The 21665-nt window shown below is 33.8% G+C and carries 19 protein-coding genes; 4 read left to right on the top strand and 15 right to left on the bottom strand.

Going from position 1 to position 21665, the window contains the following annotated elements:
* Positions 1–41: 41 nt before the first annotated feature.
* Positions 42–878, bottom strand: a complete 837-nt coding sequence (locus AC4AGG_RS01385; protein WP_489770180.1) for a 1,4-dihydroxy-2-naphthoyl-CoA synthase — start codon at positions 876–878, stop codon at positions 42–44.
* A 177-nt stretch (positions 879–1055) separates the two neighbouring features.
* Between AC4AGG_RS01385 and AC4AGG_RS01380 the strand changes: the two genes are divergently transcribed.
* Positions 1056–3260: a DUF2339 domain-containing protein gene (locus AC4AGG_RS01380; protein WP_489770179.1), complete on the top strand. Its 2205-nt coding sequence runs from the start codon at positions 1056–1058 to the stop codon at positions 3258–3260.
* A gap of 14 nt (positions 3261–3274) precedes the next feature.
* On the opposite strand, the gene AC4AGG_RS01375 is transcribed toward AC4AGG_RS01380, so the two are convergent.
* The 6 genes from AC4AGG_RS01375 to AC4AGG_RS01350 all read right to left on the bottom strand — a co-directional run bounded on the left by AC4AGG_RS01375 (position 3275) and on the right by AC4AGG_RS01350 (position 13471).
* A complete protein-coding gene (locus AC4AGG_RS01375; RefSeq protein ID WP_489770178.1) occupies positions 3275–4705 on the bottom strand; it encodes an RsiV family protein in 1431 nt (476 codons plus the stop codon).
* Between the two features lie 93 nt (positions 4706–4798).
* Entirely contained in the window at positions 4799–6088 is a 1290-nt protein-coding gene (locus AC4AGG_RS01370) for a TolC family protein (RefSeq protein WP_489770177.1), read from the bottom strand.
* A 115-nt stretch (positions 6089–6203) separates the two neighbouring features.
* Complete coding sequence (locus tag AC4AGG_RS01365) at positions 6204–8624, bottom strand: ABC transporter permease (protein WP_489770176.1); 2421 nt, start codon at positions 8622–8624, stop codon at positions 6204–6206.
* Between the two features lie 244 nt (positions 8625–8868).
* Positions 8869–11298, bottom strand: coding sequence for an ABC transporter permease (locus AC4AGG_RS01360; RefSeq protein WP_489770175.1), 2430 nt, complete (start codon positions 11296–11298; stop codon positions 8869–8871).
* 79 nt (positions 11299–11377) lie between these two features.
* On the bottom strand, positions 11378–12106 hold the full coding sequence (locus tag AC4AGG_RS01355) for an ABC transporter ATP-binding protein (RefSeq protein ID WP_489770174.1): 729 nt from the start codon (positions 12104–12106) through the stop codon (positions 11378–11380).
* Between the two features lie 123 nt (positions 12107–12229).
* Positions 12230–13471: an efflux RND transporter periplasmic adaptor subunit gene (locus AC4AGG_RS01350; RefSeq protein ID WP_489770173.1), complete on the bottom strand. Its 1242-nt coding sequence runs from the start codon at positions 13469–13471 to the stop codon at positions 12230–12232.
* 298 nt (positions 13472–13769) lie between these two features.
* Here AC4AGG_RS01350 and AC4AGG_RS01345 point away from each other — a divergent pair, with 298 nt between their 5' ends.
* On the top strand, positions 13770–15104 hold the full coding sequence (locus AC4AGG_RS01345; RefSeq protein WP_489770172.1) for a sigma-54-dependent transcriptional regulator: 1335 nt from the start codon (positions 13770–13772) through the stop codon (positions 15102–15104).
* A 16-nt stretch (positions 15105–15120) separates the two neighbouring features.
* Positions 15121–16449 carry a sensor histidine kinase gene (locus AC4AGG_RS01340; protein ID WP_489770171.1) on the top strand — a complete coding sequence of 443 codons (1329 nt, stop codon included), beginning with the start codon at positions 15121–15123 and terminating at the stop codon, positions 16447–16449.
* 83 nt (positions 16450–16532) lie between these two features.
* Here the strand turns inward: AC4AGG_RS01340 and AC4AGG_RS01335 are convergent, their stop codons facing one another.
* The 8 genes from AC4AGG_RS01335 to AC4AGG_RS01300 all read right to left on the bottom strand — a co-directional run bounded on the left by AC4AGG_RS01335 (position 16533) and on the right by AC4AGG_RS01300 (position 21120).
* Complete coding sequence (locus tag AC4AGG_RS01335; RefSeq protein WP_489770170.1) at positions 16533–16697, bottom strand: N-acetyltransferase; 165 nt, start codon at positions 16695–16697, stop codon at positions 16533–16535.
* Entirely contained in the window at positions 16694–16963 is a 270-nt protein-coding gene (locus AC4AGG_RS01330) for a hypothetical protein (protein WP_489770169.1), read from the bottom strand. The genes AC4AGG_RS01335 and AC4AGG_RS01330 overlap by 4 nt, the downstream gene beginning before the upstream one ends.
* A 50-nt stretch (positions 16964–17013) precedes the next feature.
* The gene (locus AC4AGG_RS01325) at positions 17014–17376 is read right to left on the bottom strand and encodes a hypothetical protein (protein ID WP_489770168.1); all 363 of its coding nucleotides are present in this window, start codon (positions 17374–17376) and stop codon (positions 17014–17016) included.
* Positions 17377–17506: 130 nt separating this feature from the next.
* Entirely contained in the window at positions 17507–18448 is a 942-nt protein-coding gene (locus AC4AGG_RS01320) for a beta-1,6-N-acetylglucosaminyltransferase (protein ID WP_489770167.1), read from the bottom strand.
* A gap of 224 nt (positions 18449–18672) precedes the next feature.
* Positions 18673–19098, bottom strand: coding sequence for a MoaF-related domain-containing protein (locus tag AC4AGG_RS01315; RefSeq protein WP_489770166.1), 426 nt, complete (start codon positions 19096–19098; stop codon positions 18673–18675).
* A gap of 10 nt (positions 19099–19108) precedes the next feature.
* Complete coding sequence (locus AC4AGG_RS01310) at positions 19109–19498, bottom strand: nuclear transport factor 2 family protein (protein ID WP_489770165.1); 390 nt, start codon at positions 19496–19498, stop codon at positions 19109–19111.
* A 64-nt stretch (positions 19499–19562) separates the two neighbouring features.
* Positions 19563–20453, bottom strand: coding sequence for an MBL fold metallo-hydrolase (locus tag AC4AGG_RS01305; protein ID WP_489770164.1), 891 nt, complete (start codon positions 20451–20453; stop codon positions 19563–19565).
* Positions 20454–20538: 85 nt separating this feature from the next.
* Entirely contained in the window at positions 20539–21120 is a 582-nt protein-coding gene (locus tag AC4AGG_RS01300) for a Crp/Fnr family transcriptional regulator (RefSeq protein WP_489770163.1), read from the bottom strand.
* A gap of 390 nt (positions 21121–21510) precedes the next feature.
* On the opposite strand from AC4AGG_RS01300, the gene AC4AGG_RS01295 reads away from it, so the two are divergent.
* Positions 21511–21665 (top strand): 3-hydroxyacyl-CoA dehydrogenase NAD-binding domain-containing protein (locus AC4AGG_RS01295; RefSeq protein WP_489770244.1); only part of this gene is annotated, 155 nt, incomplete at its 3' end.

The raw sequence follows: 21665 nt of genomic DNA, 5'->3' as shown, positions 1-21665 counted from the left end.
TTGTTAAGGCAATATCTATAACAAGGTTGAGTTTTTAATTTTTAAGAAATCCACTGATCTTCACCGAAATCGGGCTTACGCTTTTCGAGGAAAGCGTTACGACCTTCTTTAGCTTCGTCCGTCATATAAGCCAATCGAGTTGCTTCTCCTGCAAAAACTTGTTGACCCACCATTCCATCATCGGTAAGATTCATTGCAAATTTTAGCATTCTGATGGAGGTTGGAGATTTTGCCAAGATTTCTTGCGCCCATTCGTAAGCGGTATCTTCTAATTCTGCATGAGGAACGACTTTGTTAACCATTCCCATTTCGAACGCCTCTTGAGCCGAATAATTTCTACCTAAAAAGAAAATTTCTCTCGCTTTTTTCTGACCTACCATTTTAGCCAAATATGCAGAACCATAACCACCATCGAAGCTTGTTACATCTGCATCGGTTTGTTTGAAAATCGCGTGTTCTTCACTTGCCAAAGTCAAATCACAAACCACATGAAGCGAATGTCCTCCTCCAACAGCCCAACCATTAACCGCAGCAATAACCACTTTTGGCATAAAACGAATCAATCGCTGAACTTCTAAAATATTCAATCTATGTCTTCCATCATCTCCAACGTAACCTTGATGACCACGAGCTTTCTGGTCTCCACCGCTACAAAAAGCATGACCTCCGTCTTTTGGGCTTGGGCCTTCACCTGTAAGAATCACAACTCCAATGGACGGATCTTCATAAACATCATAAAAAGCATCATACAATTCCGAAGTCGTCTTTGGACGAAAAGCATTGCGAATTTCTGGTCTATTAAAAGCAATTCTTGCTACACCATTTGATTTCTTATAGGTAATATCTTCGTATTCTTTTGCGATTTTCCAGTCAATCATTTTATTAAAATTTTGCCGTAAAGATAAAGAATTTGGATCGAAATAATTGAAAGGATTTTCACCACGGATGACACAGATTTCCATAGATGGCATTTGTGATTTGAGAATATATATCAAGTACTTTATAATTTGTTTTCATTAAATTTTGGTAAATTTAAAGTTTGAAAAAGACATATTATGGAAGTTTTGGGAATCGTCGTTGTTGCTATTTTTTTGCTTGTTTACAATTCGTATATCGACAAAAAATTTCGTCAACAAAACCAACAACTTGATGAACTGAAAGACAAAGTCAATCAATTAAATCAAAAGTTAAATTCGGCAACTACTCCACTTTCCGAAGCACCTCCGATTGAAGAAGAGCACAAAATTATCTCTGAATCCGAAGTAAATCCACAACCAGAAATTCACCTTCCCGACTTTGTTCAAGAGCAAAAACCCAAAGTTTATCAACCTAATTTCATCGATAAAAGTATTGAATTTGTCAAGCAGAATTTCCTAAGTATTCTGGGAATTTTGACTTTGGTTTTAGGGATTGGCTATTTCGTAAAATATGCGATTGACCAAAACTGGATTGGCGAAAGTCTTCGTGTTTCTTTGGGAATTTTCGCAGGGGTTATCTTGGTTGGAATCGGCTATTACCTTCGAAAAAATTATTCGGTTTTTTCTTCGATTTTATGTGGAGGCGGAATTTCGGTTTTCTATTTTACCATCACGATTGCGTTTCGGGAATATCATTTCTTTCCACAAAATATCACGTTCGGAATCCTGTTTTTCATTACTTGTCTTGCCGTTGCACTCGCCTATTTTCTGAAGCGGGAAGTCTTAATTATTCTCGCCATTTTAGGAGGTTTCGGAGCGCCACTGATGATTTCTACGGGACAAAGTAATTACCCGTTTTTGTTCGGATACATCTGTGTTCTCAATTTCGGAATGTTACTCATTACTTTCCTTCGAAGCTGGAAAAGTGTGGGTTGGATTTGTTTTGTATTGACGAGCGTTTACCTTTCCATTTGGATAATCGAAAAACCTCAACAACTCGCGCTGTATTTCATATTGGTATTTTACGGAATATTTTATGTTTTCGGACTTAGACATTATTTCCGACACAAAGAAACATCCATGTTGGATTTTTTCTTTCTGGTGTTGATTAATTTGGTATTTATTCCGCTTTCGGTTTGGCTCAACAGATCAGTTCATTTGATTCCTGACAGTGTACTTGCGTTGATTTTTGCAATTCCAAACTTATTTTTTGCGATCCAAAGTTTTCGATTCAAAAAAAGTTCGTTTACATTTTCGGTCTTTATCGGAATTTTCGTTAGCCTCGTTTCTTTGGGAGTTGCATTGCAATTCAAGGTTCATTTTATCACCATTTTTTGGGCGATTGAAAGTACACTTCTACTCTATTTGTGGACGATCACACAGAAACCCATTTTTAAACAAAGTTTCTACGTACTTTTTGGCTTGACGTTGATTGCGTTATGCATCACCTTTGGACACTATGAAATTTTACCACCTAAAAATTCATTTTTCAATCCGATTTTCCTTTCCTCAATGTTTGTTTTTGGTTCTTGTATTTTGGACTTTTTCCTCATCAAAACACTTGATAAACAATTAAGGTCTTTTCTTTTTACGGTTTCATATTTAGTGCTTTACATTTCAATTTTTATGGAACTGTATTTCATTTTCCAAAACCAAGACTTCACAAAACAATTGGTCATTCTTGTCCTTTATAGTATTTACTTTATTAGTGCACTGTATTTGATTTCGTTAAAATTGGCGTCTGAACGATTGGATAAAAAAATAGGAATCCTAATTTTACTTTGTTTATTCATCGTCATCAGTGGAATTTCAATGATGGGAGAAGCTATTATAACACAAAGCGTTTCACTGAGTTTCTACTTATTTTATTTGCTATACTTAATTCCTTTTGGATTAATAATGTATCAACTATTTTTTAAATCAAACACAACTGATTTTAAAGACCGAATGCTTTGGTTTGCCGCTTTTGTTCTGACTTTTGTTGTCAGTTTCGAACTGTACAATCTCTATGTAATTGCGAATAGAAAAGAAGAAAATATTTGGTTTGTTTTAGATGATTTCAGTCGATTGTATCTACCCATTATATGGACTTTGTTGGGAATTGGTTTCATCTATCTTGGACTAAGAAAAAGCAACTCCGAACTCAACAAAATAGGATTTGCCCTCATAGTAATTATGATGCTTAAACTATACACCTTTGACGTTTGGAGCATGGATCAAGTTTCGAGAATTATCGCTTTCATTGTCCTTGGAATCTTGCTTTTGGTAAGTTCGTTCACCTTTCAAAAATTGAAAAGAATTTTTCAGAATATGTTAGACAAAGACGATAAAAAGCAAGAGTAATGATTATTCCCAAATTATTTTGAAGGATAAACTTTAACAATTTTAAAGTTGTTATCCAACTCAAAAATTAGCGTTGACTCGACGCTCTTGTATTCTTTGGTATTGATAGGTGTAAATGAAAAATCGACGTCAACTTTGAATTTAAGATCTGAAATTTTCGAGATATTTTTAAGGTAATTTTTGGAGTAGGAAGAATCTCTCCAAGAACTCTCATATAAGTCCCTTAGCTGCTGTTTTGACAGATTTTTATAGCTCCAATATAGTGCAATGTTTTCACTATAAAGGCTCAAAACCCTCTCAATATTTCTGGCGTTCTCTGCAATGATAAACTGTTTTATAGTCGTTTCTGGAGTATGAACTTCTTTTGAAATTGAAGAATCATATTTAATTTTATCTTTAACAAAATCTTGATAAATCCACGCGTCTTTTTTATAATAACGTATCGCTTCGTAAGGAACTTCAATCTCAATAAATCCCCCTGCAAATCCAGCAAGTTCGTATGGTTGATAGACAAATCTAATTCCCGAAGGTTCAAAGCAATAGGAATCACTTATAAATTCGGGATCAGAAATTCTCATTTCATCTTGTTGAAATTTGTCATCTTTGAAGTAAGCCAACAGACTCAGCATATCCTCTTTTTCTAAATCAACAACATCTTCTAATTTGATCTCTTTTCCCGAAACCAAATCATATGTCGCATAATCTTGATGTGGCATTCCGTGAGCGCCTCCCATATAGACATCTCCAAACTTATCAAAAACGATGATATGATCTGTGAAATAATACAAGGTCGAAGTTGAATAATCGCTCTGATTATATGAACCTTCTTCCTCAAGAACACCCAAATTGATAGAATCTTTGAAAATGATATCTTCTTTAAGATCACTAAATGTTGATTCTAATTTACTAAGCCACGGTTCGTCTTTATTCCAAATAATATTAGATTCGTTATTAATATCCCAACGATCCACAACATCGTCTTCCGTTTTGATTTTGAAAGTTTTGGTCAACGATGAGTCTTGTGCAAAAAATGAATTATGAGTTTTACTTAATTCAAAAAGGTATTTCTTTTTTGGATTACTCGTATCGTAATATTCTAAAGCACATTTCTTTCTTTCGAATGTCCAGGTTGTTTTTTCGTTTTCATTGGATTCCGAAAACAAATCAACTTTGGCGAATTTGCTTTTTTCATAATTTTCGTCAGCAAAATGTCCTGAAACAATAAAAGGCAAATCACGTTTGTAAATACTTATATTTGGAATCGGACCGATTTCCAAACCCGGACTTCCTTCCTTATACACTATACTTGTGGCAACACCATCAATATCACCTTCATAAACTTGAATTTTGCGTTGGTCATCACAGTTTTTTTGCGAGAAACCAAGGTTGAAACTCAAAAATAAAAATACACACAAAGTATTGCGCAAGGCAAACAATTCATTCATTAATTGATGTTTTTGATATCAAATATAAAACAAAAATGATTCTGAAAACCTTCTAAAAATGATGAACTATTGCATGTGCTTTTTTTGAAAATCTTAATTCTCTTTAAAAACCTCCAACAATTCACTTTGTTGCATGACGTCGTATTTGGATTTAATTAAATTGTAATTCGCTTGTAACCAGTTGTTTCGCACCACAAAGAACGTATAAGCATCCATCAATCCCTCTTTGTACTTTTCGCTGGAACGTTCAAAGGATAATTTCTGATTTTCAAAATTAGAAAGTAAGGCTTTATTTTTCTCAATCGCGTTCTCGTATTGAGCCACAATGGTATTTAATGTTTTGTAAAGTTCATTGAGTTGTTTTTGGTTTTCTAACTGATTATCAATCTTATTCAGTTTGGCAATTTCAACTCTATTTTTAACCTGAAATTGATTAAAAATAGGAATATTAAGTCCAAAAGATAATTGCTGATTTTTATTTTGCTTTAGTTGCTCAGAAAATGGAGTCACGTTATCTGTATTCAAGACTTTACTATAAAAAGTGGACCATTGATATTGACCTGACAAAGTGGGAAGATAATTAGATTGGGCTATTTTGATTTCCTTTTCGTAAACTTTCAGTTCGTTTTGAGCGGTCTGAAATACTGGATTATTTTTAACCAATTCTTCCACCAAATCGTTGGAAGATAAGAGTTCTTTTGGTAAAAATTCGGTTTCTTTCATTTTAAAATCTAAAGTATCACGAGTGATATTCATTGCGGAAAGCAAATTGATTTTCGCCAATTTCTTCGAATTTTGGGCAGAAATATATTGCTCTTGCATGGTTCCAAGATTGGCTTTGATGTCGTAAATATCACTCTTCGCACGAACTCCTATTTCCACTTCTTTTTCCGTTTGCCGAATTTGGTCTTCAATTCCCGAAATCTGAGTTTTGAGAACCTCAGCCCAAGATTGCGCTTCTTGATACTGGAAAAACAAATTAATAACCAATAGTTTCAGATTGTTTTGAGCGGTTTTCAAACGATATTCTGAGCTTTCTTTTTGAAGTTTGGATAACTTTAAATTCAAAACATTTTTCCAATTGAATAAATCCGCATTGGCTTGCGCATACATTTGGTCATATTGAACATTAAGCCCCTCTCTTTGGTTGGTTTCTGGATTAATTGTCGAACCAAAACTATAACTATGTGAAGTTCCCGCACCAACCGAAGGCAAAAATATGCCCTTTGCAGATTGTACATTCCTCTGATTTTTATCAATACTAATCGTTGATTGCTGAATTTCAGGGCTATTCTTCAACGCATAATCTAAACATTGAGGCAAATCCCAGACTTGCTGAGAATAAAACAATTGAGCGAAAAAGATGAGGAAAAAGTATTTCATTTCTTAGGTTATATTAATTGAGAATTGAAAGTTGAAGATTGAGAATGCTCTTAATTTTCAATTATTCATCTTCCTTTTTTATCTCGTGTCATGTGTCTCGAATCTCGTGTCTATCTTATTCGTATTTCAAATATTTAACAAGTTTTACTTGGGTTGCTCGGTATGCTTTTATACTTACGACTGCAAAAGTCAAAATCAGTAAAATCACAAAGCTTAAAACATAAGGCAACCAAGGCATTTCGATTCGGTAAGCGAAATCTTTTAGCCATTCATTCATAAAATAATAACTTATCGGAATACTGATGAGTACAGCAATTGAAGCAATGAGTAAAAATCGCTTGGTCAAATCAAATACAATCAATTTTTCGGAAGCTCCCAATGTTTTTTTGATGGCGACATCTTTTAGTTTTTGTTCAATCAACAGTGATGACAAGGCAAATAAACCAAGCAACGCAACAATTAAAACAACCGCATTTAGGATAGTAAACAATGTTTGCTGTTTCTGGTAGCGTTCAAAAGTTTTTGCAAAATGTTTATCCAAAAAGTAGGACGTAAAAGGATAACCTAATTCCGCTTTAGTTTGCCAGAATTCTTTAAGTCTTTCTTGCGTTCCTGCAATATCATTGGAACTGATCTTAACCTGCATATTCTGCATGTACTGACGTTTCCAAGGTGTGGTTCTGAAATGGAAAAAGGTAACAGGCTCTACTTTTTCATTTAATCCACTTAAATTAAAATCGTTAACAACGCCCACAATTTTGTAAGCAATAGAATCTATCCCTGGTCTTACCTCCAATTGTAACGCTTGCTCGTCTGTCCATCCCATTTTTTTCACAAATGCTTCGTTGACAATCAAAGCATTCGTTGAATCTGACGTCAAATTAGAGTCTAACCAACGCCCTTTCTTCAATTTAACACCTAAAAACTGCAGATAATTATAATCCATCGCGCCATGTCTCGCATTGACACTTTTGTCTTGATAATCAATATTCGAAGAACTGACACTCCCACTGTTAGGAGAAGCTTCACCATAGGTTATTTCTTCAACACCTGGAATCGCCATCATTTGGGTTTTTAACCTTTCATATTTTAACCATGGTTTTGGTGTATATTCGTTAAATACAATAAAAAGCACTTGTTTTCCATTAAAGCCCAAATCCTTATTCATCATATATTTGACCTGCTGAGAAACGACCATACTTCCAATAATGAAAAATGATGAAATCACAAGTTGAAGAGCCAAAATGGTATTCCGAAGCCAAATCCCATTTTTACTTCTAGAAAAATTACCTTTAAGGGTATTAATTGGTTTGAAATTAGAAAGATAAACCGCTGGAATAATCCCTGAAATAAAGGCAATAACCAAAACCATCAAAAAAGAATACATGAAAATAGTCCAATCGTTGAGTTTCATGGTTCTATTCATGAACTGATTGAAAGAGGGTAATAAAAGCTCGACAAGAACCAAAGACAAGATATAAGACGCCATACAAAGGATGAATGTTTCGGTGAGGAACTGAAAAATTAGTACAGTTTTGGAACTTCCTATGGCTTTTCTTACCCCTACTTCTTTGGCTCGTTGCGAGGCTTGTGCAGTTTTTAGATTAATAAAATTAATGGCGGACAAAATCAAAATCAAAACCGAAAGTGAAAATAATATTAGAATGGTTTTATAATCACCTTTTCCAAAATATGAGGCTTCCGCATGAAGTTTCATTTTATCAACACGAGTTAATAAAACTTTATTCGGACCGAATTTTTCTAAAAACTTTTCACGGCTATCTCCACTTTGTTTAGCTTGAATTTTAGCTCCCATTTTAATCACCTCGTTCATTATTTTTTCTTGTACTATCTTTGGGTCGGCTCCAGGTTTTAAAACAAAAAAACATCCGTAGCCAAAATTTCCCCAATGATGATTTATATCTTGCTTATCCTTTTCTACATCATCACTTAAAATTACAAATAAAGGTTTCAAATCGCTGTTAGATTCCGGAAGATCATAAATTGCTTTGATGATATATTCCGTTGCACCCAATTTTATGGTCTTTCCTACAGGGTCTTCTTGACCGAATATTTTTTTACTGATGTCGGAAGAAAGTGCAATATCTTTTTTGTTTTTAAAGATATTATCATAATTCCCAAACTTTAATGAAAACGGAAAGGCTTTGAAAAAAAATTCGTTAACCGCAACACCATAATCTGCATACACAGACTTATTTCCAACCGTAATTTTATCGGTTCCTGATCCTCTAATCAAAGCGTAATCTTCAATTTCCTTTATCTTTTCTTTGGAATAGTAGGCAATCGGTAGTGAAATGTTTCCAAAATATCTTCCCTCAGAATTGTCGTATTTTTGAAAAAAATAGACTTTTTCTTTCTTAGGATTCCAAGTTTCATAGGATTCTTCATCATTCCAATGCATAAGAATCAACATAAATCCAGTCAGACCCAACGTGAGTCCAAACACATTGATAAATGTGGAAAGCCAATTCTTTTTATAATTGATAAATGCTATTTTCAGCCAGTTGTGTAACATAGGGATTGGTTTATAGTTGTTAGCGAAGTCAACTCAAAAAAAATTCAATATTGTCATGTTGAGTGTAGCGAAGCGGAATCGAAACATCTATTAACCTCCTGAAATTCTACAATTAAATGTTTCAACAAATAGATCCTTCGACTGCTTCACTTCGTTACGCGCTCAGGATGACAATGCTATATTTTTATTGATATTTCTTCAATTTATTAATCTTGTGTCTCAAGTCTTGTATCTCGTGTCTATCTTATTCGTATTTCAAATATTTAACAAGGTTCACTTGGGTCGCTCTGTATGCCTTAATGCTAACGACTGCAAAAGTCAAAATCAAAAGAATTACAAAGCTTAAAACATAAGGTAACCAAGGCATTTCGATTCGGTAAGCGAAATCTTTTAGCCATTCACTCATAAAATAATAACTTATCGGAATACTTATGAGTACTGCAATTGAAGCAATGATTAAAAATCGTTTGGTCAAATCAAATACAATCAATTTCTCCGAAGCACCCAATGTTTTTTTGATGGCAACGTCTTTTAGCTTTTGTTCAATTAATAAAGACGATAAAGCAAACAAACCAAGCAAGGCAACAATTAAGACTACGGCATTTAGAATGGTAAACAATGTTTTTTGTTTTTGAAATTTTTCAAAAGTCTTAGCGAATTGTTTATCGACAAACTGATAATCAAAAGGGTAACCAGGTTCAGCTTTTTCTTTCCAGAATTTTTCAATTCTTTCGATCGTTCCAGGAATATCATCTTTCGATATTTTTATTTGAAGATTATGCATGTTATTCTTAGCCCAATTTCTATCGTAGTTAAAAAAGGCAACGGGTGAAATTGGCGCATTAACGCCTTGATAATAAAAGTCCTTTACAACTCCAACCACCTTATATTTCTTATTTTCTTCCCAGCCCGGAATGAACTCCTTTCCTAAAATGGTTTCATTATTGTAACCTAAATCTCTGGCGAAAGTCTCATTAACAACAGATGCATAGGCAGTATCTGAAGCCAACTTAGGATTCAAATTACGACCAGAAACAAACTTAATTTTATAAAAATCAAAATAATTAGGTTCTATAGCTCCTAAACCAACACTGGGAATGGTTTTGGTGGTATCGATAGCATTTTGTACAGATGACATATTGGTATAGCCGTTCCCAAATGAAAGTACAGAGCCTGTTATATCCGTTACTCCTCTTATATTTCTCACCTCATTTTTTAATCGTTGATACTTTTTACTATTATAATCATTCTGCTTCCAGTCTAATTTTTTCATATTAACTTGAATCGCTTGTTCTCCATTAAATCCCAAATCTTTATCCAACATGTAATTAACCTGTTGATGAATGATTAATGAAGAGATAATGAAAAACGATGAAATAATAAGTTGTAAAGTCAGAATGGTATTTCTCAGCCATGTCCCATGATTGCTTCGAGAGAAATTACCTTTCAAAGTATTAATTGGTTTAAAGTTAGAAAGATAAATTGCAGGAATAATGCCTGAAACCAAAGCCAATACTGTAATTAAGATAGCAGAATAAGCATAAATTTCTGAGTGATTAAGTGTTAATTCTTTTCCTATAAATTTATTATAGGAAGGTAATAAGACTTCCACCATCATCATGGCGAGAAAGTATGAAAATAAGCAGATGACTAAAGTCTCCATTAAAAATTGGAAAACCAATTGACCTTTAGAACTTCCAATAGCCTTTCTGACACCGACTTCTTTGGCTCTTTGAGAAGACTGGGCTGTTTTTAGGTTAATTAAATTAATAGCAGAAAGCAACAAAATCAATCCAGATAAACTCAATAAAATCAACAGGGTTTTCTTATCTCCCTTGTCAATTCCAAAACCCTTCGCATTTAACTTCATTTGACTGACAGGAGTCAAAAAAACCTCAGATTTATCTTTTTCATTATAAGGAACACCCCATTTCTCAGCGGCAATTTTCTCATTCGTTTGTAGTAATTTACCCAATTTAGCTTCTAAAGCACCCATATCAGTGCCTGACTTTACTTTAAAAAAACTTACATAACTAAAATTTGTCCATTGCTCTTTATTTTGTTCTAACGTTTCAGGTTTTGTAATAAATCCTGATTTAAAAACCGAGTTGCCCTCGGGAAATTTATAAATAGCGGTAACGACATAAGACTTATCGTTATTATCTTGAACCACCGTTTTACCGATACAATTTTTGTAGTTTTTGCCAAATAAAGTTTTTGCAGTTTCCTCAGAAAGTGCAATCTGATTATCACTATCCAAAGCATTTTTGTAGTTTCCTGCTACTTTTTCAAGTGGAAAAAAATCAAAAAAAGAACTGGTCCCCATTCCTGCCTCTACGAAACAAGATGTACTTCCGGCATTCAATTTCTGTTTATGACCATACCAAATATCACCAATTGCATAATCTTCTATTTCTTTGAATTTTTCTTTAGAAACATACAACATCGGATAACTGGAACTCGTCATATAACCAAATGAGGAATTCTTATACTCTATTAAGTAAATATCGTCTCGATTAGGATTCCATTTTTCGTAGGATTTTTCGTCATTCCAGTTCAGGAAAACCAAAAGAAAAATACAAAGTCCAACACTTAAACCCACAATATTAATAAGGGTCGAAAGCCAATTGTTCTTATAATTAATGAATGCAATTTTTAGCCAGTTGTTTAGCATAGGTTTTAGGTAATAGGGATTAGTTCTTTACTCCTTTATTCGTCTCGTGTCTCGTGTCTCGGCTCTCAAATCTCGGCTCTCAAATCTCGGCTCTCGTATCTGAACTTGCTTTCTCAAAAACGTCTTTGGATTTGTCTGCAATTTGTTCGCTGAAGACTTCGCCATCTTTCATATTGATAATTCGGGACGCAAAACCTGCATCATAAGCCGAGTGCGTCACCATCACAATGGTTGAACCTTCTCTGTGAAGTTCTGCCAAAAGATTCATGACTTCGTTTCCATTGTTACTATCGAGATTTCCTGTAGGTTCATCGGCTAATATTAATTTTGGTTTGTTAACCAAAGCTCTTGCAACGGCAACACGTTGTTGCTGACCACCAGAAAGTTGTTGTGGATAATGTTTCGCACGGTGGTCAATTTTTATTTTGGCCATAATTTCATTTACGCGCTGTTTTCTTTCAGAAGATGGAACACCATTGTAAAGCAAAGGAAGTTCGATGTTTTCGTAAACTGAAAGTTCATCTATCAGATTGAAATTCTGAAAAATAAAGCCAATATTCTTTTTCCGCAGATTCGATTTGGTTCTTTCGTTAGTCCCCACAATTTCTTGATTCAGGAACTTGTAAGAACCTCCCGAAGATTGGTCGAGCATTCCTAAAATATTGAGTAAAGTTGATTTTCCACAACCTGAAGGTCCCATAATTGCTACAAATTCGCCATCATTAATTTTAACGGAAACTTTGTTTAGAGCAGTGGTTTCTACTTCTTCGGTTCTATAGATTTTTGAAAGATTTTCTGTTGTTATCATTTGATTTGAGATGTTAGATGTTAAATTTCAGATAATAGATGTTTAGACATGAGATGTGAGATGTGAGATGTGAGATGTGAGATATTCGATTCTAAACTTATATTCACAATTTTGATTTCATTATTATTTTAAATTTAAATTTTCATAGTTTTTGAAATCACTGTAGTCGGAAGTGATCACTTTTTCGCCTTTTTTGAGTCCTGAAGTCACCTCATAATACATCGGATTTTCTCGACCGATTTCAATGGTTCTTTTAACCGCCTTATTTCCGTTGACTACAAATATCCATTTTCCAGAGGTGTCTTTGTAAAAATTTCCCTTAGAAATCATCAGACTTTGTGTGTCTTGAGATAGTTTCAACTTGATACCAAATGTCATTCCGATTTTTAAATTTTCAGGTTTACTATCGCTTGCAAAATTGAGCTCTACAGAAAACTGTCCGTCTTTAACTTCGGGTAGAATTTTAGTGATAATCACCTCAAAGCTTTTATTGTTATTCTCCAAACTTCCATTTATCCCGATTTGAAGCTTGTTGATGTAGTATTCATCTACTTTTGCGACCAATTTGTAACCGTCCATCAAATCCACTTTTCCGATGCTTTCGCCTCCTGCCAAATTCTGTCCCAAAGACAAATTAAAAGACGACAATCGCCCTGAAGCAGGTGCTAAAATCAGAAAATTATTTTTATTGCTTTTCAAAACTTCTAAGGCTTTTTGCATTTGATTGATAGACTGATTAATAGCTGAAATTTGCTGATTTCGAGATTTATTTTCAATGTTGACGCCTTGCTCTGTCAAAGATTTTCTTTGTTTTTGATAGTTCAAATTCTGCAAAGCCATGTCATAATCCGTTTTCTTACCAATTTCAGCATCAAATAATCGTTTCTGAATATTAAAATTTTGAAGTGCGGTGTTATAATCATTTTGTGCCTGCAACAACTCTTTATTTTGTGAAAATTCTTGATTTTTCAGCTCCAAAAGTGAATTTCTCATCTGCGAAATCTGTTGCATAATTCCAGTCTCCTGATTCAGATAATTAAACTCAGTGTTCGGATTATAAACCCTTGCCAAAGGCTGACCTTTGCTCACCATTTGTCCATCTTCACCATAAATTTCCTTGACAGCACCACCCTCCAAAACATGCACCAAAGATGAATTAAGTGACTGGTTTTGAGCGGTAATCATCAACATATCTTCAAATTTTCCATGGCTGACTTCTGTAATTTGGACATCATCGGCTTTTATGTTATACGTCTTTTTCTGTTTCAAAAAATACATTAAAGAGGCACTTATAAAAACTAAGACCAAAACGCCCCAGATAATAAATTTTAATTTTGAATGTTTTTTTTCTATTTTCGTATCCATTACAGATTGCTGATTTACAATTAATTACACGATAAATATGCCATGAAATTAATGATGCGATAAGTCATTGAAAATTAGCAAATAAAAAATTTAATTCACTTAAAAAATGTCCGAAAACGAACACTTATTGTTCAGAAATGAACAAAGAACAAATAAAATACTGAACAATTATTATGAAAAATGACATAAAATTTGCGCTTTGTCATTCCGACGAAGGAGGAATCTCTTGAGATTGCTTCATTTCGCTTCGCTAAATTCGCAATGACAACGCGCTATTTTTAGAATTTAAATAAAATCAATGAGAAAGAAAGATGCACACATTTTAATAGTAGATGACGACGAAGATATTCTGTTTTCGGCAAGGGTCTGGCTCAAAAAATTCTTCACGGAAGTCACTACCGAAAGCACTCCCAACAAAATTATTCAGAACATGAATGACCAAAATATAGACGTCATTCTTTTGGATATGAATTTCCGAAGAGGCTTTGAAGAGGGAAAAGAAGGTATGTACTGGCTGAATGAAATTAAGGAAGTTAATCCTGATATTCCCGTGATTTTGATGACTGCTTATGGCGAAGTAGAATTGGCGGTAAAAGCACTAAAAAGCGGTGCGACCGATTTTATTTTGAAACCTTGGAATAATGAAAAATTGTATGCTTCTGTGAATCTTGCGGTTGATATTTCCAGAAAAAATAAAAAGTTATCGCAGTGGGAAAATCTTCAGAACCAAATGACGGATTACCTTTTGGAAACGCAATCTTCCGAAATGCAAGCCATTATGAAAACCCTAAAAAAAGTTGCTCCTACCGATGCCAATCTCCTGCTTTTAGGTGAAAATGGAACAGGAAAATTTGTTTTAGCGGAATACATTCACAAAAATTCTAACCGAAAAAATGAACCGTTTGTTCATATAGATTTGGGTTCTCTCTCTGAAAATCTCTTCGAAGCGGAATTATTTGGATATGCAAAAGGTGCTTTTACAGATGCTAAAACCGATAAACCTGGTAAAATTGAAAGTGCGAATGGTGGAACGGTTTTTTTAGACGAAATAGGAAATCTTTCAACGAGTCTTCAACAGAAATTGTTGACATTGATTCAGACCAAAAAACTGACAAGGATTGGCGAAAACAAGGAAAGGCATTTGGACATTCGATTCATTTTTGCGACCAATGCTCATTTGAAGAAACTGGTTTCCGAGGGTCGATTCCGAGAGGATTTGTATTATAGAATTAATACGGTAGAAATTAAAATTCCAGCCTTGCGAGAACGACGAGAAGATTTACAAAACCTTTGCGATTTCTTTGTTGAAAAATACCGTAAAAAATATGGAAAAGAACATTTAAAGATTGAAAATTTTGAAGAAGTTACCCAATACAAATTCCCTGGAAACATCCGTGAACTCGAACATTGTATTGAACGTGCTGTGATTTTAGCAGAAGATGAAACGCTTCACTTACAACTCAGTGAGACGCTTCCAAAAGAGAAATTTACTTCCTTAAATTTAGAAGAAATGGAAGAAAAACTAATAAAGGACGCTTTGGAAAAATTCAAAGGGAATATTTCATTGGCGTCGGAAGCCTTAGGATTGACCCGGGCTTCGCTCTACAGAAGAATGGAAAAATATGGATTGTAACCCTTAAATTTGAAAAATGAAAATTTCTATCCTTTTTCAATGGTTGATTTTAATTACACTAAGCGTCACTTCGTTTATTGTGGGATATGACTTTTACCTTTCGGGGAAATTGGTTTCGGCGGTGCTGTTTTCACTTTTAGGGATTTCATTTATTATTATCGCTTGGTTTGTCACCAATAACCGAATTACGGAAACCGAAAAAATAATCACTGCGATTTCTAAAAAAGATTTTACCCTTTTCCCAAAAGAAGATAAAACCAATCCTTTGAAATCCGAAGCTGTAAAACTCTACTATCAAAGGAAATCGGAAAACCTCAATTTAACTTCCTACAAACAGCTTTATGAAGATATTTTAGGAAAATTGGAAATTGGCTTTCTCATTCTACAGCAAAATTCTGAATCCGAAAACTGGTCTGTTTTTTACAGTAATAAAGCTTTTTTAGAGATTTTAGAAGTTCCTAAATACAACGATTGGGAATTTTACAGAACCAAAACTCCAAACTTTTTTCGACTCATCGAAGAAACCCAATATTATGATTATCAGGATTTTATTGATATCGCATTGAAAGAGGGTTCCAAGGAATCATATTCCATCAGAACCTCCAGAATTGCATCGCCTGACCATATTTTTTGTGTTATTTCTTTAGAATCTGTCCAAAAAATCATTGAACGAAAAGAAAAACTCGCTTGGAATAATTTGATGAAAGTGATTTCGCATGAATTATTGAATACTTTAACGCCTGTTAATTCACTGATTCACAATATGGAATACCTTACAGAACAGGAAAAAATGAGCCGTGATGACCAGCAAGAAATGAAAGACAGTTTGAAAATTGTGAATTCAAAATCTCAGCAATTACTTCATTTCATTGATAGTTACAGACAAGTTGCCGAATTACCAAAGCCACGAAAAGAACAGTTTGATTTAAAACAAACCATCGAAAATGTCTTAAAAATTTTCGAAACCGAATTTGAAATCAAGAAAATAACCCTCAAATCAAAACTTCAAAACACCCATATTACAGCAGATGAAAAAATGATTGAACGTGTTTTGGTTAATTTAATTACCAATTCAATTCACGCCCTTGAAGATTCCGAAAACAAAGAAATTTCAATCGAAAATTTCACGAAAAATAATCGTCACGTCATCAAAGTTGAAGACTCGGGAGAAGGTGTAGATTCTACCATTCAAGATAAAATTTTCATGCCCTTTTTCACCACAAGACCTCATGGTTCTGGTATTGGTTTAACGCTCGCCAAAAGTATTATGGAAGCCCACAATGGATATCTTACGCACAGAAACGGCGATAAAAATGGAAGTGTTTTTGAGGTGTGGTTGGTGTAACTTTTCTAAATATCAAACTTTATACTCAAGCATAGCCAAATACAAGTTTCTATGTTGAGAAGCGAGTTTCTCAGTATCGGGAGTTAAATAATAAAGCTAAAACCAAAACTGGTGTAGTAGTCAATTATATTTTGATTATCACCCCAAGTATCCATTCTTACATAATTTAAATGGTTAGTTTTGGCGTATTCTTTAGCCCATTCGAAAATTCTCTCGAATTGTTTTTGCCCTTTAAAATTTGGATTCACGACAATTCTGTGCAAATAAATGGCATCGCCTTGCTCACGTTCTCTCCAAATAACGGAGTCTGAAAAAAAATGCTAAAGACACATAAAATATCGACTCCATGAACGATTTTGTATTGAAGTTGATTGGCGACATCAGATTTTAGAACTTCTTTATCGTAGCCTTTCCAAACTGGAAACCCTTTTCTTTTTTGATAAAGTATTGCTTCATCAAATAAATAATAAACAAATTCTAAATCTTCAGTCGTCGTGTTTTGAATGATGCACATTAAACTCTAAAACTAAATATTGAGTTGAAAAATCTCTCTATTTTTGAATTTTATTTACTCTTCCTATTTTTCGCTTTGCTAAGCCTAATTTCGTTAATCAATTTAACGTTTTCTGTCCGAGAAATTTTAATAAGGTTTGAAAGCGCAAGAGGATATTCCGCATTAGAGTCTTTCAATTTAATGATTTCATTTTTTTGCACCTTATCATCCGGCTTGAAGGTGTCCCAAACGATTCTTTGAAAAGAAATTCCCTGACGTTTCCCTTCCAAATTCATAAAATCAAGTGTTTTAAGACTTGGGGATTTTGGATTCGGCTTTCCTTTCAAAGGTTTGTTTAAATAGTTAAAAATCTGTCCATTTTCATTCACATAAAACATTCTTTTTGAGGGAATATTGGCTTTTACAGTTTCCATTTTTATCTATTTTTATTGTTGCAAATTTACAAAATTTCAATATAACTATTTTAAAACATTGAGCTTAATTTTAAAATCAATAAATCCTACCCCATTAGGCAGGATTTTAGAACTTGATTTTCGTTGAAATCTATATGGGAAGTAGGCTTACTTTTCTGTTTTTTCGGCTTAATGCCTTGTGAAAATGAGTCCTCATATTATCAATTATTTTATCATCCACATTATCATCAAATTTTCTTGCAAAGAGATGTCCTCCCATATGCAAAAAGTTGAAATCTTCTTTGGTAAATGTTTTTGGACGCAGTTTGATATCACCATCCGGAATCCAAATAATCGCTCTTTTGTCATCATCAATCAGAACGCCATCAAAGGAAGTATTCATTAAAACCGTTTGAAAAAAGGATTCATCGGCTATTAAGGTATTTGCATAATATTTTTCGAATCGTGCCACTTCTTTATTATGGCATAGAAACTCACAACAAGCCCTTGTTAGCATCATCCATTGTCCACCAATATATGGAACCACATCTTTCATAAATGCCCTTGTGTGCGTAATTTCAGAAACGCAGTCTTCCAATTCTTCGAAATAATTTTCAATTCGATTCATAGTTTCGGGGCGAGATAATTTTTGGTTGGCAATCTTTAGATAACTTTTTCCATTATTTTCCGAAAGAAACTGACTAATAATTTTTTGAGATTTCAACGGATAATCCTGTCCACTCAGATTGATGAAATAATCCCAATCGGCATTCATCTCCAAAAGATAATTCATCCCATCCAATTCGGCTTGAACCATACTATAACCGCCCCAAATTACTTTCTCGCTTTCCATCAAATAAGCATTGGGATAGGCTTTTAAGAATACTTTAATTTCATTTTTTAAATCATTCGAAGCTTTCTTATCGATGTGGATAAGATATGCGTTTTCAGGAGCATAAATAGCTTTGAATAGTCTTTTAAACTGATTGGGTAATCGGTGCACCAAGATGAAGTAGGCGACTTTAATCGGGCTTGTAAGTGTGGCGTCATTCGGATGAATGTCGGACTCAAGCATTGAAAATGCATTTTTCATTTAATTATATTTTGTATTAATAAGTGGATGTTCACTCATCGCTACAAAGTGGAGTCCGTATTTTCTCAAATATACAATAATTAAATGGATAATCCTAAAATAACATTCTGAAATAAAGCTAATTATAATTTACGAATGCTGAAATTGAAGTTTATTGGTCTCTATTCCTAAATCCTATTTCGAAAAGATTCCTTAAAAATGGTAACGTGGAAAAAAAATAATTTCTACTTAACAAATTCAAATTTACCATCTACAAACAAAGATTTTCTTTTGCCTCTTGTACTCGTTTCATCATGAAAACTCCAAAATGCTTTTACCGTTCCGTTTTTGGTGTCAATTATTTGGCTTACTGTCCATCCATCTTTTTCAATCCAATTTAAAAAATGTAGATTTTCTGTTAGTTTTTTATAATCCATTTTTTCGTCGCCTTCTGCAACTGTCCCATTTTTGTCGGTTGTTTTCCAATGTAAGGTTGAGTCATTAGGATAACTTACCTCCGCCTTTATTTCTGGAAACTGAATGGTTGCTTTTCTACCAATTATTTCTAAATTGGTTTGGTTAGCCTGAGCTTCCGTATTTTCTTGTTTTTTACTTTCATTACAAGACCAAAGAATGACTGATGCTATTAATGCTATTGCTATTTTTTTCATTTTTTTAAATTTAGACCATTGAGTTGATTACTGGTTGACTGTCTACAATCTGCTCAAATTTTACTATTTTCCCTTCTCTAAGGTTCCAAATATGAGCCACTCTTGCAGTAAAAGATTTGTTCGTTATTTTATATGTTCCTGAATAAGTACCAAATGCCACCACTTTATCATTGATAGCTACATAATCTTCTGGTGTGAATTTGTAATCAATCCATTCATTTCCCAATCGAGAAAAAACATTTTTGATAACATCTTCCAAGCCAATATATGTTCCTGCATATGGAAAACCTTGAGCTTCAGTCCAAGAGATATTTTCAGCTACATATTTTGCCAAATTTCTTCCGTTTTCTTGAGAAGTTTTTCCCTCGTAAGTACTTTTTATGATTTCAAGATTTGTCATTTGTTGATTTTTAAGAGCACAACTTGACAAGACCAACGCAATCTCAAGTTGCAACCAAATTGTTTTACCAAGGCATTTCTCCAGTATTCACTTTTGCGCCAATTTGCAAACCGATGTCAAAAGTTAAGCTTGGACATTTTGCTTTCATTGCTGTAATCAAGGATTCGGAAGTTTTATTCGTTTTCAAAGCTTCTTCGTAGAATTGAATATAGTTTTTGGTATGTTTTACTGCCGAAATATCAAAAGCGGTTTCTGATTTAGCGTGTGCTGGAATTACAATTGCCGGGTTTAAAGTTTCTATTTTATCTAAAACCGAAATCCATTGTTGGCGGGCTTCTTCGCTTTGTGCATCTGCCATCCACAAATGAAAACTTGTTCCAAAAACATTGATTCCACCTACAACTGCCTTGATACTTGGTATCCAAACAAAAGTTTTATTAGGGAAATCTTCTAAGCCAATTATTTCTAATTTTTCTCCTTCTAACTCAATAGTATTTCCTTTCAATACTTGTGGTAAAACCACATTTGATGTGATGTTATTACCTAATCTTTCTCCCCAAACTTCCAATTTCTTTTGGGCAGATACTTTGATATGTTCAACCGTTGCTGGTGTTGCATATACGGTAACTTCTGGGAAATATTTTTTAAATACTTCTAAACCAAAATAAAAATCTGGGTCTCCGTGCGAAACATAAATAGTGGTTAGTTTTTTACCGCTTGATTTGATTTCTTGAGCAACTTTTTCGGCATCTGCCAATGTGAATTGACCATCAATTAATACAGCATCTGTTTTGCCTGAAACGATTACCGATGCTACTCCAAAACTATTTTCGGATGCGTTGTAAACTTTCAAATTGAAGTTATTGGTTTCTATTGTTTTGAAACTTTGTGCCTGTGCGTTCATTTTAAATAAAATTAAGATTGTTATTACTACTGTTGAAAAAAGTGATTTCATTTTTTGTTGTTTTAATTTGATGATGCAAAGATGCGATCATGCAAGGCACAAAAACATTGAACAAGTTCAATAAATGAAATTTGACTTATTTTTTATTCGTAATCTTCTTTCTTATTTTACTCAAAAATTCGTGACTAATGCCAAGGTAAGCGGCGATTTGAATATTGGTCAATCGCTGAAATAATTGTGGGTATTTTTCAATAAAATCGATATAGCGTTGGTCGGCAGTTTTGCTTAAATTGTCAATCATTCGGCGTTGTAATGCAACATGTGTTTTTTGTGTCATTACACGAAATAGTTTTTCAATTTTTGGCAGATTGGCGTATGCAAATTCTTTATCCTTTTTTGAAATCATCAGCACTTCGCTATCCTCTAATGCTTCAATAAAAAGTTGAGACGGCTGTTCGTTGGTAAAACTATCAATGTCGGTAATCCACCAATTTTCGATGGCGAAATAGAGAATTTGTTCAAAGCCATTGGTGTCGATATGATACACTCTAAACATCCCCTTTGTAACAAAGCCTTCAAACTTACAGACTTCCCCTTCTTGCAACAGAAACTGCTTCTTTTTGATTGATTTACTTTGAAATAAACTACAAAATTCCGTCAATTCTGTTTCAGAAAGTTCGATATGTTTCGATATATTACTTTTTAGAGTGTCTATCATATTTTCTGGCCGACGGTTAACGTTCCGTTTGAGTTTTCAAGATGGATTTGTTGGTTGTAAATTTACAAAAAATGTTCAATGCTTTAAGAACCAAAATAGAGAGTCACTAACACACGAATATTAATTATTTTACTGGCAATTTAATTAAACAAGTCCTTTAACTCCAAAAGCGTTTTGTAGGTAGGCTCGTCCAAAACAGTACAATTTAAAAGTATAAAAAGAGGCTCTCTAACTTCCAATTCTATAACACAGTACTTAAACATTGTCTAATTATAATTTTTCAATATTAAAAGTAGATACACTATATTTCAAGGTAAGAATATATTGAAAAGCAGATAATTAATTATTTTGTAAATTAGTATTTAATTATTTTATTAAAAACTAATCATCATGAAAATTAAAACAATAACCGTTGCTGGAGCCGGCGTTATGGGCTCACAAATATCATGGCAAACCGCATCTAATGGGTTTGATGTAATTGTATATGATCCGTTTGAGGAAGGATTGGAAACAGGAAGGGCATTGCCCAGTTTCTGGATTAATGT

Source organism: Chryseobacterium sp. CG10_8, from assembly GCF_058117085.1.
This window is presented reverse-complemented; position numbering and strand designations above follow the sequence as displayed.